Here is a 15,673-nt window from a genome sequence, read left to right on the forward strand (position 1 = left end):
CTGAAACGGTCGCGATGCTGTACCGGACGCGCGGGCCCCGCCGGGAACGGATGCCTGCAGAAGGCACTTGTCGCGTGTCGTGTCGCTGAGGACTGGGCAGATAACCTTGCCCACAACGCGCGTAGGCGACCTGCATTCTTGCTGTACAGTGCAACGCTCAAGTGACCGAACTATCCCAAGATGCCGGGCGAGCCGCCGCGGGTGCAGCCGAGCAAGAAGGTCGCCGAGAACTGGGACGAGGATGGGAATCCCAAGTAGTGGACCTCAGGCCGTGGGTGTCCCCAGCATGAGGTCCAGGAATCGTTCGGAGCGGTCGGCGGCGGTCAGGGCATCGGCTGAGTCCATGAGATGCAGCACCCCGATACCCGTCGCGAAAGTGGCCTGGCCGCGCAGGGCCGCGTCCTCGGGGCTGAACCCGTAGTCGAGGTAGGCCTTCGTGACGGCGACCAGGACCCGGTGATCGGCCGCCCGCACGTTGGCCGCGGCGACGTCGTCGGACCTGGCCCACTCCCGCATCGCGCGTTCCAAGGTCCAATGCTGCGGGCTGAGCAGTTGCTTCATCATTTGCGACAGCCGTTCGCGCGGCGGCAGATCTTCGAGTTCGGCCAGCGAGCGACGGTCCTGCTCCAGGAACGCATTCCACGACGCCACCAGGGCGGCCCGGTAGCCCTTCATGTCGGTGAAGTGCCAGTAGAAGCTGCCCCTGGTGGCGCCGATCTGCTCGCAGAGCCGCTCGATCTTCAGCGCCCGCATCCCGTCGGAGGCGAGCAGGGCGTACCCGGCCTGGATCCAGTCATCGGCGGTCAAGCTGCCGGGCGTGCCCTTGCGTTCGCCTGCCATTCGGACAGAGTAAGGCGCGCGCACCCTACCCCGCGGTTGACAGGTGCATCCCGAACGGCACCGCCCTGATCAGGGTGACGGGCACAGCCTCGCCGCTGGGTACCGGGTAGTGGCGCTGCTCGCCGGGGCGCGCGCCGACGATGGCCTCACCAAGCGGTGAGTTCACCGAATAGACCTCCAGATCGCCGTATTCGGCGCCGCGGATGCCCAGCAGGAACGTCTCGACCTCGTTGGTCTCGTCGTAGCGCACGGTCAGCACCATGCCCGGCTCGGCCACCCCGTCGTCGGGCGGCGTCTCGCCCACCACAGCGTTGAGCAGCTGATCATGGATCTGCTGGATGCGGGTCTGGCGGGCCCGCTGGACAGCCACTTGGTTCTCGTCCGAGTCGGACGGGGCTTCGGTCGAGATCAGGTCCCGCAGCGCCGACAACTCGGTCTGCAGGCGCTCGTAGGCCTGTGGGGACAACCAAATACGTTGGCTGACAGTCATTGTGGTTTCCTTCCGATGAGGCGGATATGCCGTCAGGGGCGGGCTTGCGCGCCGCCCCTGACGGCTTGTTGGCCCGTCAGGGCAATGTCGTGGGCCGTCAGCGCAGCGGGTCGAATTCCCGTAAGGCTTCGGGTTGTTTTCCGGTGGTGATGTGTTCGGCAAGTAGCCGGCCGGTGACCGGGCCGTGGGCCAGGCCCCACATGCCGTGGCCACCCGCCACGTAGATGCCTTGTGCCACTTCACCGATCAGCGGGCGCCCGTCCGGGGTGACCGGACGCGGGCCCACCCAGACGTCGGTGCGGGCCTCCCAGTCCACGCCGTCGAGCAGTGGGGCAGCGGAAGCGACGATCGCGTCGACCCGGGGCGGTTGCAGCGGATCGTCGGGGGAACGGAATTCCATGGTTCCGGCCACCCGAAGCCCGCCCTGGTACGGCGTGCAGGCCACGCGCGCGTCAGGCAGGTAGATGGGCCCGAGAATCGGGTGGTGGACCGGCACTGTGAACGAGTAGCCGCGTCCCGCCTGCACCGGCGTGCGGACCCAGGGCTTGGCCAGTTTCGACAGCCATGCGCCGGTGGCGATCACCGCGGTGTCGGCCCACAGGGAACGATCCGCCATATCCACGTTCACGCCGGCGCCCTCGGCCCGAACGTCGGTGACCTCGCCGATGACCAACTCGGCGCCCCTGTCGACGACGGCATCGCCGAGGGCCTGCACGAACCGGCCCGGGTCCACGAAGCGCTGGCCCTCCACGTTGATGCCCGCGGTGATCGCCGCCGATGCCACCGGCACATGCTGGCGCAGCGTTTCACCGGACAGGCCGGTCACGGTCACGGTCTGTCCGACCGCGGCCATCCGGCGCAGCTCGGTCATGAGATGTTCGGCCTGTTGGGCGGTTTCGAACAGTGCCGTGATCGGGCCGTCGGTGGTGGGTACCGATACCCCGTTGGATGTCAGTACGTCGTAAGCCTCGAGGCACTCCTCGTTGAGCGGCACATTGGCTTTCGCGACCCTGGTCCACGTCGAGAGCCGGCAATTCATGGCGAACCGGGCCAGGAATGCCAGCAGTCGGGGCCCCGAGGTCAGCGGGATATGCAGGGGCGCGGTCGGATCGAACAGTGACCGCAGGCCATCGCGCAGCACGGCCGGGTCGTTGAGCGGGATGGTCAGCGTCGGAGAAACCCAGCCGGCATTGCCCCACGACGCGCCTGCCGCCACGCCGCGGCGGTCGACAACGGTGACCTCGACCCCGCGTTCCTGCAGAAACCATGCCGTGGACAGGCCGACGATGCCCGCACCCACGACGACCGCTGATCGCGGTCCGCCGTCAATACGCTCCAGCCCATCCATGCCCCCATGGTGAGGCCGACCAGGCGTTTCGCGTTTGCAGGATCTCGACAAACAGTAGGGGTGTGATTGTCGAACTACGACAATTCTTCAGTGGCGGCCAGTTCGATCATCATCGCCAACCGCTTGCGGGCGTCGTCCAGGTCGAGCTGGGTCAGCTCGACCATCTTGCGCAGCCGGTAGCGCACGGTGTTCTCGTGGACGCCGAGTGCGCGGCCGGCCTCGGCCAGATCGCCCTGGGCCTCCAGCCAGGCCCGTAGCGTCCCCGCGTACTGCGTGCCGTGGGCCTGGTCGTGGGCCCGCAACTCGGCGACCGGACCGCGCTGCGGGGCACGGCCGGAGCGGGCCGCGATCCGAAGCCGTTGCAGCAGGATCTCGTCCCAGGCCTCGTCGTAGACCGGCGCCGGACCCTCACGCCGCACTTCGTGCAACGCCAGGCACTCGTCGGCCTCGCTGCGGGCCAGCGCCAGCTCAGCAGCGATGGCGGGACCACTGATCCCGGCCAGTACGGTCACCCGCTCGGGCAGCGCGGCGCGTAATCCCGTCACCCAGTTGCTGGCGGCCTCGGCCTCGGCGCCGGGCAGCACGGTGTAGACGGTGTTGCCGGCCAGGGCGCTGCGGCCGGGACGTGACCAGCCGAAGCCGGCGGTCGCTCGCTCGAATGCCAGCAGCAGCGCGGCGTGCCGCTCGTCGGTGGTCTGGGCCCGCAGCGCGATCACGCGGAGCGGCGTCTGCGGCAGACCGAGCCGGCTGGCCGCCGTGGTGGCGTCGGCGGCACCCTCGAGTAGGCGGATGACGAGTTCCGACTCCACCTGACGTTCCAGGTCGGCGCTGGCGCGTGAACGCAGTAGGTGCAGGGCGACCATGCGAGCGCCGTCGGCCAGTGCAGCCCGGCGCGCGTCGGGCAACGGCTCGGCACACGTCACCCAGATCGAGCCGAGTAGTTCGCGACCGGCACGGGCGGCCACCACCATCCGGCCAGTCAGGCCGCGTTCGTCGTCGCCTTCGACGAATATCGGCTCGTCGGATTCGGCCAGATGCCGGAACACCCCGCGGGCTTCGAACAGGGCGCGGAGCCGTTCCGGTGCCCCGCGGCTCAGGATCGTCTCGGCGCGGGCCGGATCGGCGTGCTGTTGCAGCCGCGAGTACGCCAGCACCGAACTGCGCCGGTCCTCGATGGTGACCGAGCCGCCCACCGCATCGGCCAGGCTGTCGGCCAGCGCGAACAAATCGGTTGGGCCGCGCCCGGATTCGGTCTCCCGGCCCTCCAGTACCACGCCGTAGACCACGGCCGCCAGCTCGCTCCAGGAGACTTCGGGTTCCACCGTCATCACCGCGATGCGGTCGTCGGCGACCGGCTCGTCGTCGTCGGGGGTGTGCGCACCGCGAACCAGCACCACCACGGCGCGCGCCGCCGAGGCCCACTGCACCGCCTCGGCGACCGAGGAGGCCCCGACCGCCAGCAGGACGTCGCCGATCACCTGGCCGGGTTCGTGCATCACGACGCTGCGCAACTCGGTCGAGCGCGGCGCCGGGGAGGTTCCATTTGCCGGGGCGCGCAGCCGCACCCCGTAGCCGCCCAAGACGTTGATCAGGCGGTCCAGTGTGACCACGGATTACGGCCCAGCGGCGAGCGTGGCCTTGCCGGTGCGTTGCTGGCCGGCCTGGTCCAGCCACGTCAGGCCCACGACGTCGCCCGGGTAGTGCTGATCGAGAACCAGCGTCAGGGTGCGGGCCGAATCCAGCCGGGCTCCCTCGATGTTGGTGAGCAGATCGCCCGGGATCAGGCCGGCCGCTTCTGCCGGACCGCCGGGAATGACGTCCTGGACGATCACGCCGCCGTTCTGGCGCTGTGCGGTGCGCACCCCGACGCCGAGCATGGTCGGCGGTCCGATGTGCACCGAGGGTGACGGGATGCGGGCGCGGATCTGTCCGGCGATGCCCATCGCGTCATTGATCGGGATCGCGAATCCCTTGCCGCCGGGACCCATTCGGAAGTTCACCGACGCGGCTGTCGTCATGCCGACGACCTGGCCGGCATCGTTGACGACCGGGCCACCTGAATCGCCGGCGCGTACCGGTGCGGCGAACTCGAACAGCCCGTTGATCTCATCGCTGGTGCCGGTCAGCTCGTCTTCGGCGTTGACGGTCCGGTTGAACGCGCTGACGGTGCCGATCTCGCGGGTCAGCGGCGCGCCGCTGCCCCCGGCATTGCCGAGTGCGACCACCGGCTGACCCGGTGCCAGCACCCTCGAATCGCCGATCGGGGCCGGTGGCAGCCCGGCTGCTCCGTGCAGCTGCAGCACCGCGATGTCGTTCTGACGGTCGTAGCCGACCAGGTCGGCGGGGAAACTCTGGCCGCCGACCGTGGCGCTGATCGAGTTGGCCCCTTGGACGACGTGATAGTTGGTCAGCACCTCGCCGCTCGGGGACAGCACGATGCCGGTGCCGATGCCGTAGGCCTGCTGGTAATCCACTCGGGTGTCGATGCGCGCCACCGATGGTTCGATCTGGGTGGCCACGGCCTCCGGGTCACCGGGTGCGGCACCGGCAGGTGCTGACGGGGCGACGACGGCAGCCGCGGCGGCAAGGGCCGCCGCGACAATCACTTTGAACGAATGTGAGCCCACTTTGCTCATGTACCCATCTTGGCTGGGCAAGAACCCGATGTCGACGCGATTGGTGTGTGTGTCAGTCTTCGGTGGCGACTTCGCCGCGCGAGCGCAAGCCCCGCCGCTTGGTGCCGCTCTTGCTGGACGGCCGCCGGTTACGCAGAGATGCGCCTGCCGGCTCCTCGTCCTCGGTGGCCTCTTCGGCCTCTTCGGCCTCTTCGGAAGCTTCGCCTTCTTCAGCCTCTGGCTCAGCCTCGGTCTCTTCTGCGTCAGCGTCAGCTGCGGGAGCCTCTTCGGTCTCCTCGACCTCGTCCGCGTCGGCAGCCTCATCGGTATCAGCCTCGGCCTCGGCGCCGGCCTTCGTGCGCCCGCGGCGCTCGGCCTTCTCGCGGGTCTTGACCGGCTTCGGCGGCGGGGGCGGCAGTTCGGCGACAAACGCCAGGTAGAAGCTGAAGATGCCGAGCAGGGCGATCGCTGCGGCGGCGCCGTATATCCCGAACAGCCACGGTCCGAAGCTGTCCAGTGACAACCAGATCTCGGAGACCGCGGTGCCGACGATCAGCACTGCCGCCGCGACGTGCAGGGAGATCGAGGCGGTCCGCAGGCGCAGCGCCAACTCCGGGGTGGCCAACTCGGGACGCTTGGTCCGCTGCAGGGTGAACACCACGGGCAGGGCCGCGAGACCGATCAGCACCCCGGTGACGATGCGCAGGATCAGCCCGAGCGTCGGCGAGGTCTGACCCATCAGTTCGGGCCATCGCGGAAGAACGAAGAAGAAGAACAGGCCGGCGGCCACGATCGAAAACGACACGTGCCAGATCACCGCGACGGTGCGGCCCATACTCCTCCTCGGGTACTTAATTGGGCCGGGGTGCGAACTGCTGATCAGGGTTGATTCAGCAGTTCGCACCCCGGACCCGAGCGCGGAGGATAGGGGATTTGAACCCCTGAGGGCTGTTAACCCAACCCGCGTTCCAGGCGAGCGCCATAGGCCACTAGGCGAATCCTCCGTCGGCAATCCTAACTGACGCCCGGACCGGTCCCGTACGCGCCGGGGATAGGGGCGGGTATTACACTCGCTGTGGACCCCGCGCGGCGTCCATCCTGTGAACTCCCCCAGGGCCGGAAGGCAGCAAGGGTCAATGGGCTCTGGCGGGTGCGCGGGGTCCCCTTACGTTCCAGTTCATTCAGCTTCTGTGAAAGGCGCGCGGTGTCGTTCCAGTCCCTCGGCCGCGACGATCTGCTCGCGCAGCACGAACTCCAACAGCGCAACTACGCAGAGCTCCAGGCCAAAAAGCTGAACCTGGACCTGACCCGCGGCAAGCCGGCCCCCGAGCAGTTGGACCTGTCCAACGCGCTGCTGTCGCTGCCCGGCTCGGAAAAAGACTCCTTCCGTGACCGCGAAGGCACCGATACCCGCAACTACGGCGGCCTGCACGGTCTGCCCGAACTCCGGGAGATCTTCGGCGAGCTGCTCGGAATCCCGGTGCAGAACCTCATTGCGGGCAACAACGCGAGCCTGGAGATGATGCACGACGCCATCGTGTTCTCGCTGCTGTACGGCGGGGTGGACTCGGTGCGGCCCTGGGTGCAAGAACCCGTCATCAAATTTCTCTGCCCGTCGCCCGGCTACGACCGCCACTTCGCGATCACCGAGTCCTTGGGAATCGAGATGATCGCGGTGCCGATGCGCGAGGACGGTCCCGACGTCGACCTGATCGAGGAACTCGTCGCGGCCGACCCGGCGATCAAGGGCATGTGGTGCGTTCCGGTGTACGGCAATCCCACCGGGGCCACCTATTCCTGGGAAGTTGTCCGGCGCCTCGTCCAAATGCAAACGGCAGCAAACGATTTCCGGTTGATGTGGGACAACGCCTACGCGGTTCACACCCTGACCGGCGAGTTCATCCGTCAGGTCGACGTGCTGGGCCTGGCCGAAGCGGCCGGCAACCCGAACCGTCCGCTGGTATTCGCCTCGACCTCCAAGATCACCTTCGCCGGGGCGGGGGTCAGCTTCCTGGGCGGCTCGCTGGGCAACATCGCCTGGTACCTGCAGCACGCGGGCAAGAAGACGATCGGGCCGGACAAGATCAACCAGCTGCGCCACAGTCGCTTCTTCGGCGACGCCGACGGCGTGCGCCTGCAGATGCAGCGCCAACGCGAGCTGATCGCCCCCAAATTCGCCCTGGTCGCCGAGATCCTTGAGGACCGGTTGGGGGAGTCGAAGATCGCGTCGTGGACCGACCCGAAGGGCGGCTACTTCGTGAGTCTCGACGTGTGGCCCGGCACTGCCAGGCGGACCGTCGCGCTGGCCAAGGACGCCGGGATCGCGGTCACCGAGGCGGGTTCGGCCTTCCCGTACCGCAAGGACCCCGAGGACAAGAACATCCGCATCGCGCCGACGTTCCCGTCGCTGTCCGACGTGCGTGAGGCGATCGACGGCCTGGCCACCTGCGCGCTGCTGGCGGCGACCGAGTCACTGCTGGACGACTAGGGGGGTCGAAGCCGCGGCAGACTATCCGGGCTTCACCAGGCAGAAGGTCTGGGCGTGGGCGCCGTCGCTGGTTCGCTCATCCTTGATCTTGTCGTCGATGGTGATTCGGCAGCCGATTGAGTCACCGTCGCTCTGGGCCACGATGTTGGGGAGGACCGAGGGGCCGGTGGACTCCAGCGTCAGCGTCCACGGCAGGGCCGCGCCGTCGATGCGCTGCGGAGTGGCGTCCTGATCGAGGTAGTTGATGTCGACGGAGGAACCGTTGCCCCAGACCTCGTAAGTGATCCGCTGGCGGATGCCCGTCTCGGGGTGCTTGGACTTGGTCCCGGCCGAAGCGGCACCGGGGGAGGTGTCGGTGCGGGTCGCGCTCACGACGATCATGCCGCCCACGATCGCGATCGAGGCCAGCGTGCATATCCAGCCGATGATGATGGCAGCCATGGCCAGGCCGGCGCCGCCCTCGTGGTTGCGCCGGATCTGACCACGGGCGACATAGCCGAGGACGAGCCCGACGGGCGAGATGAGCAGCGAGAAGACGAGGGCAGCGATCGCTGTGCTGTTGGTTGGCGGCGGGGCCGGTGGGTACCCGGTCGGCGGCATCGGGTAGCCGTACGGCGGTTGCACATAGGGCGGCTGCGGGTAGCTCACTGGAATCCCCCCCAAGGGCATCGACGATGGGGGTGAGCGTAACAACGCCGGGCGGGCAGGCGCCGACACGCTGCGTCAGAGCGAGTCGGTAGCCTTCTCCCGTGGCTCTTTACCGCAAATACCGGCCAGCAAGCTTCGCGGAAGTCGTTGGCCAGGAACATGTCACCGAGCCGCTATCTACTGCGCTGACAGCAGGGCGGATCAACCACGCCTACCTGTTCTCCGGGCCGCGCGGATGCGGCAAGACGTCCTCGGCGCGCATCCTGGCCCGTTCGCTGAACTGTGAGCAGGGGCCCACGCCCACACCGTGCGGCGTGTGCGATTCGTGCGTCGCGCTGGCGCCGAACGGCTCGGGCAACCTTGACGTCACCGAACTCGACGCGGCCAGCCACGGTGGCGTCGATGACACCCGCGAACTGCGCGATCGCGCGTTCTTCACCCCCGCGCAATCGCGGTACCGCATCTTCATCATCGACGAAGCGCACATGGTCACCACGGCCGGTTTCAACGCGCTGCTCAAGATCGTCGAGGAGCCGCCCGAGCACCTGATCTTCGTGTTCGCCACCACCGAACCGGAGAAGGTGCTGCCGACCATCCGGTCGCGTACCCACCACTACCCGTTCCGGCTGCTGGCCCCGCGCACCATGCGCCCACTGCTCGAACGCATCTGCGCCGAAGAGAACGTCAACGTCGACGACGCGGTGTATCCGTTGGTCATCCGAGCCGGCGGCGGCTCACCCCGCGACACGCTGTCGGTGCTCGATCAGCTGCTGGCCGGCTCCCAACAGGGCGCCGACGGTAACCACATCACCTATCAGCGGGCGCTCGCGCTTCTCGGTGCCACCGACATGGCGCTCATCGACGATGCGGTCGAGGCGCTGGCGGCCGGGGATGCGGCCGCGCTGTTCGGTGCGGTGGAAGCGGTGATCGACGCCGGTCATGATCCGCGGCGGTTCGCCACCGATCTGCTGGAACGCTTCCGCGACCTGATCGTGCTGCAGGCTGTTCCCGACGCGGTCACCCGCGGTGTCGTGGACGCGCCCGACGACGTGCTGGAACGGATGCGGGAGCAGGCGGCCCATATAGGCGCGGGCACGTTGACCCGGTACGCGGAGGTGGTGCACGCCGGCCTCGGCGAGATGCGCGGTGCGACCGCGCCTCGGTTGCTGTTGGAAGTGGTGTGTGCCCGGTTGTTGCTGCCCTCGGCGCATGACACCGAATCGGCGTTCCTGCAGCGCATCGAACGCATCGAGAACCGGCTGGATATGTCAATCCCGGCCGGGGAAATGTCGACTTCGCCGTCGCCCCCGGCTTCGGCCGCCAGGCCCGCCGCCCCGACCGCCGACCCAGCGGCCCCGTCCGCTGCGGAGCCGACCAAGACGTTCACCCGTCGTAGTCAGGCTGCTCGGGAACCGGAAGCTGCCCCGACACCCGCACCACCGCCTGCGCCCGCTCCTACGCCAGCAGCCGCGCCGGAACCGGCAGCCGCGCCGGAACCGGCAGCCGCGCCGGAACCGGCAGCCGTGCCCGAACCGGCAGCCGTGCCCGAACCGGCAGCCGTGCCGGAACCGGTGGCTGCGCCGCCGCCACCACCACCTGCTGCGGACTCCGAGCCCGAAATTCCCCTGCCGCCCGAGCCCGAGTTCGAGCCAGATCTCCCACCGGAACGTGCGCCCGAATCCGAGCCCGCGCCGGTGGCTGCGCCCGGTGCGCTGGACACGACCGCCGTACGTAACGCGTGGGCGGAAATCCGATCCAAGGTTCGCGTCCGCAGCAAGACGCTCGACGCGATGATCAACGATGTCATGGTGATGGCGCTCGACGGCAATACGCTTGCCTTGTCCCATGTTTCGCCGCAGCTTGCCAAACGCATCACCGAGTCACACAACGCCGAAGTGATCCGGGAGGCGCTCAAGGATGCCTTGGGTGTCGACTGGCAGATCCGGTGCGAGGTCCGCCAACCAGAAACTCCGGCCTCCGTCGCCCCGTCAAAGGCCGCCAAGCCCCCGCCAAGGGTGCCGACCCGGCCGGGCCGTGTCATTCCCGAACCCGACCCGGAGCCGGATCCTGAACCGCCGTCGTCCCCGGAGCAGGAAGAGGAAGAGATGCTCGCCGAGGCCTCGCAGAGTGAGGCCGGGCCGCGTCGCGACCCCGAGGAGGTCGCGCTGGAGCTGCTTCAGAACGAGTTGGGTGCGCGAAAGATCGAGAGCTGACGCTGCTCAGTCCCCGCTGCCGCGGGCGTATTCGCGTGGAGCGCGTCCGGTCACCCGGGTGAACGCGGTGGTGAACGCACTGGCCGACTGGTAGCCGGTCCTGGTCGCTATCTCGCCGATCGAGAGTTGTTCGGATTGCAGCATGTCCTTGGCCAGCGCTACCCGCCACTCCAGCACGTACTGCATCGGTGGCATCCCGATCGTGCTCGCGAAACGTTCCGCGAACACGGCGCGGGACATGTTCGCGGTGCGGGCCAGCTTCTCGACTGTCCAGTGCTCGGCGACGCCGTCGTGAATCTCTCGCAGGGCACCGGCGAGCTGAGGATCGGAAAGCCCGGCGATCAGTCCGTGCTCGCCGGCGGTGGGCCGTTCGGTTCGGAACCGGCAGGCCTCGATCAGCAGCACCTCGACGAGCCGCTCGAGAATCGGTTCGCGGCACGGACGTTGGGCGATCGCCTCGTCCGTGATGAGTTCGACGATCCGGTTCAGGCGGTCCGAGCCGGATTCGTCGTGGCGGATGAGAATCGTTGGCGGAAGGAGCTTTACCAGCAGCCTGGCGTTGGCCCGATCGAAGCGGAAGTATCCGCCGAGCATCCGCATCGGCCCCGGTCCGTCCGTCGGCCCGTAGTGGGAGTCGGCGGTCGGATGGAGCTCTACGTCGGTCGGTGCCAACACCGGATCGCTGGCCATCACGAAACTCGGCGTCTCGGGCAGTAGCAGGAAGTCGCCCGCGGAGAGTTCGACGGGATCGATCCCGTCCGGGCTGAGCCAACAACTCCCCGCGAGCATCAGGCAGAAGGACGGTTCGGCATAGCGCGGCTTGCGGATACTCCAGTCGCCGGCACCGCTGACCACCTTGGACAGCACGACCTGGGGACGCAGCAACGGAATGATCGCTTCGAGCGGATCAGAGCTGCGGGCGATGTCTGCCGGCATGCCGCCAAGATATCGCCCGCACGACGCTGATCGTCTACGTTGCCGCGCTGCCGGCCAACGCCACCGCGTCGGCGCCCGCCGGGAACCGCAGGCAGCCGGTCGTGTCGGTCGCGGCCCGGTAGACGGTCTCGGCGACATCGGACTCGGTCGTGAAGACGGTGGCCTGCCCGAACGCCGCCAGGATCGGCGCGGCGAACGCCTGATACGGCTCGGGAATCAGTCCGTCCATCCGCGTTGCGCCGTTGCTGGTGAAGCTCGTCGTCGGCCCGTAGCCCGGTTCGACAAGTTTCGCCGCCACGTTCACCGCGTCGAGCTCGAGTGCGAGCGACGCGGTGAACCCTTCGATCGCCATCTTGCTGGCGGTGTACACCGCGGCCAACGGCATCGCGGTCAGAGTCACGCTCGATGTCACGTTGACCACCACCCCGGATCCGCGCGTTCGCATCTGCGGCAGCACAGCCTGTGTCATGGCCATTACGCCGAATGTGTTGGTTTCGAACACTTCCCGGATCGTCTCCATCGGCATGGGCTCGAAGGTCCCGACAACGCCGATGCCCGCGTTGTTGACCAGCACGTCGATCGGGCCACTGGCTTCGAGCGCCGCCGAGATGCTGTCGGGGTCGGTGACGTCCAACGCCACCAGCTGGATTCGGTCCGAATCCGGCAGTAGCCCGGCGCGCGGTGTACGCATCGTGGCGATCACGTTCCAGCCGTTGGCATGGAAGTGACGGGCGGTTTCGAGTCCGTACCCTGATGAACAACCCGTGATGAGAACCGTTTTCATGGTTCAAACGGTATGGGGTCCTCGCAAGACGTTCAATAACGAATAGTCCGAAAAACGTTACTGATCGTCTTGATGGGGCTGGCGTTCTAGGGCGCCCACCAGGGCCGCAGCGGCAGGCCGCCGTCGTTGCCGCGGTCGTCGAGTTTGACGGCCAGAACCTGGTGTAGCTGAACCACATTCGTCTCGAAGCCGAGCCGGGAGCCGGCCATGTACAGGCCCCACACCTTGGCGGTGGGGAGCCCGACCTCGGCGACCGCCTCGTCCCAGTGCTCGACCAGGTTGGCGCACCAGTCGCGCAGCGTCATCGCATAGTGGTTGCGCAGGTTCTCCTCGTGCATGACCTCCAGGCCGACGTCCTGCACCTCGGTGATGATGCGCCCCGAGCCGGTCAGCTCGCCGTCCGGAAACACGTAGCGGTCGATGAACCCGCCTGCGGCCGCTCCGCTTCGGTTGTCATGGCGGGTGATGCAGTGGTTGAGCAGGAGCGCACCGGTACGCATCTTCGACTTCAGGAAACCGAAGTACGACGGGTAGTTGTGCACGCCGATGTGCTCGGTCAGGCCGATCGAGGACACCGCGTCGAACCCGGTTTCGGCGATGTCGCGGTAGTCGCTGTGACGCACCTCGGCGAGGTCCTCGAGGCCTTCCTTGACGATGGCCTCCTGCGCCCACCGGGCCTGCTCCATGGACAGCGTCACCCCGAGCGCATTGACACCGTGGCGCGCGGCGTATCGCACCATGCCGCCCCAGCCGCAGCCGACGTCGAGCAGGCGATCGCCGGGTTGCAGCCGCAGCTTCTCGAACACCAGGCGGTACTTGTTGTCCTGCGCCTCTTCCAGGCTGGCATCGGCATCCGGGTAGCACGCGCAGGTATAGGTCATCGACGGCCCGAGCACCCACTCGTAGAACGTGTTCGAAACGTCGTAGTGGTGATGGATCGCCTCGGCGTCGCGGGTCTTGCTGTGCCGCAAGCCTTCTACCACCCGCCGCCACCGCGGCAGCGCTTCCTGGGGCGGCGGCGCGATGGGCTTGAGATGCTCGATGCCGATGGACCGGACGATGTTGGCCAGCACCCGTGCGGGCGGACGCTTGAACGCCATCTTCTCGGCCAGTGCGCACAGCAGCGGGTACGGGTCGCCGGGATGCACCCCGTACAGGTCCAGGTCGCCGGACACGTAGGCGCGGGCCAGGCCCAGATCCCCCGGGGCGGTCGCCAGGTACGTGGTGCCGCGCGGGGTCTTGAGGTCCAGGCCGAGGGTGGCATCGCTGGGGCCGGAGGTACTGCCGTCGTAGGCGGTGAATTTCAGTGGCTGCGAGCCGGAGGCGAAGATCTCCAGGATCTCGGCCAGGCTGAGCTTGTGATCGCCTGCGTGCGTCGAGTGTTCTTTGAAGGTGGTCATCGCTGTTCTCCGTTCATCGGCGCAACACGGCTTTCGAGTACAGGTCAAACAGGCGTGAATCGGGGTCGTAGGACTTCTTGACGGCCTTGTAGGTCTCTCCGCCGTAGAGCTGGTCGAAATCCTCACGCGGGTAGTAGGAATCGGAATACAGGGACTTGTGTCCGTCGAGCTCGCTGACCTTGGTCTCGATCAGCTTGTTGGTGTGGCCTTCCACCGGGCCGACCGGTACCGAGGACCAGAATCCGACGTTGACGTAGGTGTGGTGGGCGCGAAGGGGATACAGAGGCCAGCCCGCGGTATGGCGGTCGTCATCGCGTAACCGCAGTGGGCACAGCCAGATCGGTTCGATCGGCACGTTCTCCAGGAACCACGCAAGGAACCGTTCACAGTTCTCGATGGGCACCTCGATGTCCTGTACCACCCGCTCGCGGGGTGGGCGTCCGTTGCGCTTTTCGATCCGGTCGGCGATGTTGAACCGCTGGTCGTAGCCGATGAGTTTCCAGTAGAAGCTGCTGCGTCGTAGCCGGCGTGGCCAGAACCGCCGGATCGTGGGGTGCTGCGCGCCGAATGCCCGCGAGCACCAGAACCAGTCGGTGTCCCACCGCCACAGGTAGTCGTGAATCGTCAGCCGGTCGTGCTTCTCACCCCGCGCGTGCTGGATCGAGCGGTAGTAGATGTCCTGGCCGGTGTAGTCGCTGACCGGCCCCGGCGTCGTCGTCTTGAAACCGACGCACAGGTAGCTCTCGTCGGCGCTGAACACCACGCCGTCGAGGTAATCGACCGGTTCGCCGTCGAGTCCACCGGTCTCGATGATCCGATCCATCGCGGCGACGAGTTCGGTCAACGAGTGAAAGCGCAGGTGGCGCAACGCGACAAATGGTGTGACGGGTTCCAGCTCGATCCGCAGCCGGGTTGAATAACCCAGCGTGCCATACGAATTGGGGAATGTCCGAAACAGGTCGGAATGCTGTTCCGGTGAGGCGGTGACGATCTCGCCTGTTCCGGTGAGAATGTCCATCTCCAGCACCGATTCGTGTGGCAGACCGTTGCGGAACGAGGTCGACTCGATGCCGAGCCCGGTGACCGCGCCACCGAGCGTGATGGTCTTGAGTTGCGGTACCACCAGCGGTGCCAGGCCGTGTGGCAGCGTCGCCGCCACCAGGTCCTCATAGGTGCACATGCCGGCCACGTCGGCGGTGCGGGCTTCGGCGTCGACCGCAATCACATCGGTCAACCCCGATACGTCCAGACCCTTGACATCGCTGCGATCTCGCGCACGGAACAGGTTCGACGTGGGCTTGGCAAGCCGCACCGTCGAATTGGGCGGTATGGCGCTGTAACTGTCCAGGAGGCGCTGCACGCCAAGGGCATGGACAGCTTGTGCGTCAGTCGTAACAACAGACACACATATACGCTAGTCGGAGGTTGCCGACGATGCGACCGCAGACACGAGTTGAAGGAGTTTCAGTCATGGGACAGGTCAGTGCGGTCAGCACGGTTCTGATCAACGCCGAGCCGGCCGCTGTGTTCGCGGCGATCGCGGACTACCAGACCGTGCGCCCGAAGATCCTCTCCTCGCACTACCGCGACTACCAGGTGCTCGAGGGTGGTCAGGGCGCCGGCACGGTGGCCAGCTGGAAGCTGCAGGCGACCGAGTCCCGGGTGCGTGACATCAAGGCGTCGGTGGACGTGGCCGGTCACACGGTGATCGAGAAGGACGCCAACTCCAGCCTGGTGACCAACTGGACCGTCGCCCCCGCGGGCGCCGGATCGTCGGTCAACCTCAAGACCAGCTGGACCGGTGCCGGCGGGGTCAAGGGCTTCTTCGAGAAGACTTTCGCGCCGCTTGGCCTGCGCAAGATCCAGGACGAGCTGCTGGCCAACCTGAAGAAGGAAGTGGAGGGCGCGTAG

14 protein-coding genes, 1 tRNA gene and 1 other RNA gene are annotated in these 15,673 nt (G+C 67.3%); 4 read left to right on the plus strand and 12 right to left on the minus strand.

Going from position 1 to position 15,673, the window contains the following annotated elements:
• Nucleotides 1–264: 264 nt before the first annotated feature.
• From ACZYZ7_RS16275 to ACZYZ7_RS16305, 7 genes are all read right to left on the minus strand, one after another.
• The gene (locus ACZYZ7_RS16275; protein ID WP_135459339.1) at nt 265–840 is read right to left on the minus strand and encodes a TetR/AcrR family transcriptional regulator; all 576 of its coding nucleotides are present in this window, start codon (nt 838–840) and stop codon (nt 265–267) included.
• A gap of 25 nt (nt 841–865) precedes the next feature.
• Nucleotides 866–1,330: a GreA/GreB family elongation factor gene (locus tag ACZYZ7_RS16280; protein ID WP_450072541.1), complete on the minus strand. Its 465-nt coding sequence runs from the start codon at nt 1,328–1,330 to the stop codon at nt 866–868.
• A 97-nt stretch (nt 1,331–1,427) separates the two neighbouring features.
• Entirely contained in the window at nt 1,428–2,678 is a 1,251-nt protein-coding gene (locus ACZYZ7_RS16285; protein ID WP_450072542.1) for an NAD(P)/FAD-dependent oxidoreductase, read from the minus strand.
• 74 nt (nt 2,679–2,752) lie between these two features.
• The gene (locus ACZYZ7_RS16290) at nt 2,753–4,288 is read right to left on the minus strand and encodes a PucR family transcriptional regulator (RefSeq protein ID WP_450072543.1); all 1,536 of its coding nucleotides are present in this window, start codon (nt 4,286–4,288) and stop codon (nt 2,753–2,755) included.
• A gap of 3 nt (nt 4,289–4,291) precedes the next feature.
• Nucleotides 4,292–5,314, minus strand: a complete 1,023-nt coding sequence (locus tag ACZYZ7_RS16295; RefSeq protein ID WP_135459335.1) for a S1C family serine protease — start codon at nt 5,312–5,314, stop codon at nt 4,292–4,294.
• Nucleotides 5,315–5,366: 52 nt separating this feature from the next.
• The gene (locus ACZYZ7_RS16300) at nt 5,367–6,128 is read right to left on the minus strand and encodes a hypothetical protein (RefSeq protein ID WP_450072544.1); all 762 of its coding nucleotides are present in this window, start codon (nt 6,126–6,128) and stop codon (nt 5,367–5,369) included.
• Nucleotides 6,129–6,211: 83 nt separating this feature from the next.
• A tRNA-Ser gene (locus ACZYZ7_RS16305) sits at nt 6,212–6,297 on the minus strand.
• A 70-nt stretch (nt 6,298–6,367) separates the two neighbouring features.
• Here ACZYZ7_RS16305 and ffs point away from each other — a divergent pair.
• Together ffs and ACZYZ7_RS16315 are read left to right on the plus strand one after the other, a co-directional pair.
• Nucleotides 6,368–6,462: signal recognition particle sRNA small type (gene ffs / locus ACZYZ7_RS16310), an RNA gene on the plus strand.
• Between the two features lie 35 nt (nt 6,463–6,497).
• A complete protein-coding gene (locus tag ACZYZ7_RS16315) occupies nt 6,498–7,781 on the plus strand; it encodes an aspartate aminotransferase type Ic (RefSeq protein ID WP_450072545.1) in 1,284 nt (427 codons plus the stop codon).
• Nucleotides 7,782–7,802: 21 nt separating this feature from the next.
• Here the strand turns inward: ACZYZ7_RS16315 and ACZYZ7_RS16320 are convergent, their stop codons facing one another.
• Nucleotides 7,803–8,450 carry an MmpS family transport accessory protein gene (locus tag ACZYZ7_RS16320; RefSeq protein ID WP_450072546.1) on the minus strand — a complete coding sequence of 216 codons (648 nt, stop codon included), beginning with the start codon at nt 8,448–8,450 and terminating at the stop codon, nt 7,803–7,805.
• Between the two features lie 80 nt (nt 8,451–8,530).
• Here ACZYZ7_RS16320 and ACZYZ7_RS16325 point away from each other — a divergent pair, with 80 nt between their 5' ends.
• Complete coding sequence (locus ACZYZ7_RS16325; protein ID WP_450072547.1) at nt 8,531–10,642, plus strand: DNA polymerase III subunits gamma/tau; 2,112 nt, start codon at nt 8,531–8,533, stop codon at nt 10,640–10,642.
• Between the two features lie 6 nt (nt 10,643–10,648).
• Here ACZYZ7_RS16325 and ACZYZ7_RS16330 read toward each other — a convergent pair whose 3' ends face one another.
• The 4 genes from ACZYZ7_RS16330 to ACZYZ7_RS16345 all read right to left on the minus strand — a co-directional run bounded on the left by ACZYZ7_RS16330 (nt 10,649) and on the right by ACZYZ7_RS16345 (nt 15,167).
• Nucleotides 10,649–11,578 (minus strand): AraC family transcriptional regulator, encoded by a 930-nt coding sequence (locus tag ACZYZ7_RS16330; RefSeq protein WP_450072548.1) that lies wholly within the window; start codon nt 11,576–11,578, stop codon nt 10,649–10,651.
• A gap of 34 nt (nt 11,579–11,612) precedes the next feature.
• The gene (locus tag ACZYZ7_RS16335; protein ID WP_450072549.1) at nt 11,613–12,362 is read right to left on the minus strand and encodes an SDR family oxidoreductase; all 750 of its coding nucleotides are present in this window, start codon (nt 12,360–12,362) and stop codon (nt 11,613–11,615) included.
• Nucleotides 12,363–12,448: 86 nt separating this feature from the next.
• The gene (locus ACZYZ7_RS16340) at nt 12,449–13,762 is read right to left on the minus strand and encodes a class I SAM-dependent methyltransferase (protein ID WP_450072550.1); all 1,314 of its coding nucleotides are present in this window, start codon (nt 13,760–13,762) and stop codon (nt 12,449–12,451) included.
• Between the two features lie 13 nt (nt 13,763–13,775).
• Nucleotides 13,776–15,167 (minus strand): FAD-binding oxidoreductase, encoded by a 1,392-nt coding sequence (locus tag ACZYZ7_RS16345; protein WP_450072551.1) that lies wholly within the window; start codon nt 15,165–15,167, stop codon nt 13,776–13,778.
• Between the two features lie 65 nt (nt 15,168–15,232).
• Here ACZYZ7_RS16345 and ACZYZ7_RS16350 point away from each other — a divergent pair, with 65 nt between their 5' ends.
• A complete protein-coding gene (locus ACZYZ7_RS16350; RefSeq protein ID WP_135459321.1) occupies nt 15,233–15,673 on the plus strand; it encodes an SRPBCC family protein in 441 nt (146 codons plus the stop codon).

It is taken from the genome of Mycobacterium sp. IDUB_17, from assembly GCF_055419465.1.

Excerpts from the sequence above, each read along its gene's own strand:
- ACZYZ7_RS16275 (WP_135459339.1), bottom strand. The coding sequence starts at position 840 with ATGGCAGGCGAACGCAAGGGCACGCCCGGCAGCTTGACCGCCGATGAC.
- ACZYZ7_RS16280 (WP_450072541.1), bottom strand. The coding sequence starts at position 1,330 with ATGACTGTCAGCCAACGTATTTGGTTGTCCCCACAGGCCTACGAGCGC.
- ACZYZ7_RS16285 (WP_450072542.1), bottom strand. The coding sequence starts at position 2,678 with ATGGATGGGCTGGAGCGTATTGACGGCGGACCGCGATCAGCGGTCGTC.
- ACZYZ7_RS16295 (WP_135459335.1), bottom strand. The coding sequence starts at position 5,314 with ATGAGCAAAGTGGGCTCACATTCGTTCAAAGTGATTGTCGCGGCGGCC.
- ACZYZ7_RS16300 (WP_450072544.1), bottom strand. The coding sequence starts at position 6,128 with ATGGGCCGCACCGTCGCGGTGATCTGGCACGTGTCGTTTTCGATCGTG.
- ACZYZ7_RS16320 (WP_450072546.1), bottom strand. The coding sequence starts at position 8,450 with ATGCCCTTGGGGGGGATTCCAGTGAGCTACCCGCAGCCGCCCTATGTG.
- ACZYZ7_RS16330 (WP_450072548.1), bottom strand. The coding sequence starts at position 11,578 with ATGCCGGCAGACATCGCCCGCAGCTCTGATCCGCTCGAAGCGATCATT.
- ACZYZ7_RS16335 (WP_450072549.1), bottom strand. The coding sequence starts at position 12,362 with ATGAAAACGGTTCTCATCACGGGTTGTTCATCAGGGTACGGACTCGAA.
- ACZYZ7_RS16340 (WP_450072550.1), bottom strand. The coding sequence starts at position 13,762 with ATGACCACCTTCAAAGAACACTCGACGCACGCAGGCGATCACAAGCTC.
- ACZYZ7_RS16350 (WP_135459321.1), top strand. The coding sequence starts at position 15,233 with ATGGGACAGGTCAGTGCGGTCAGCACGGTTCTGATCAACGCCGAGCCG.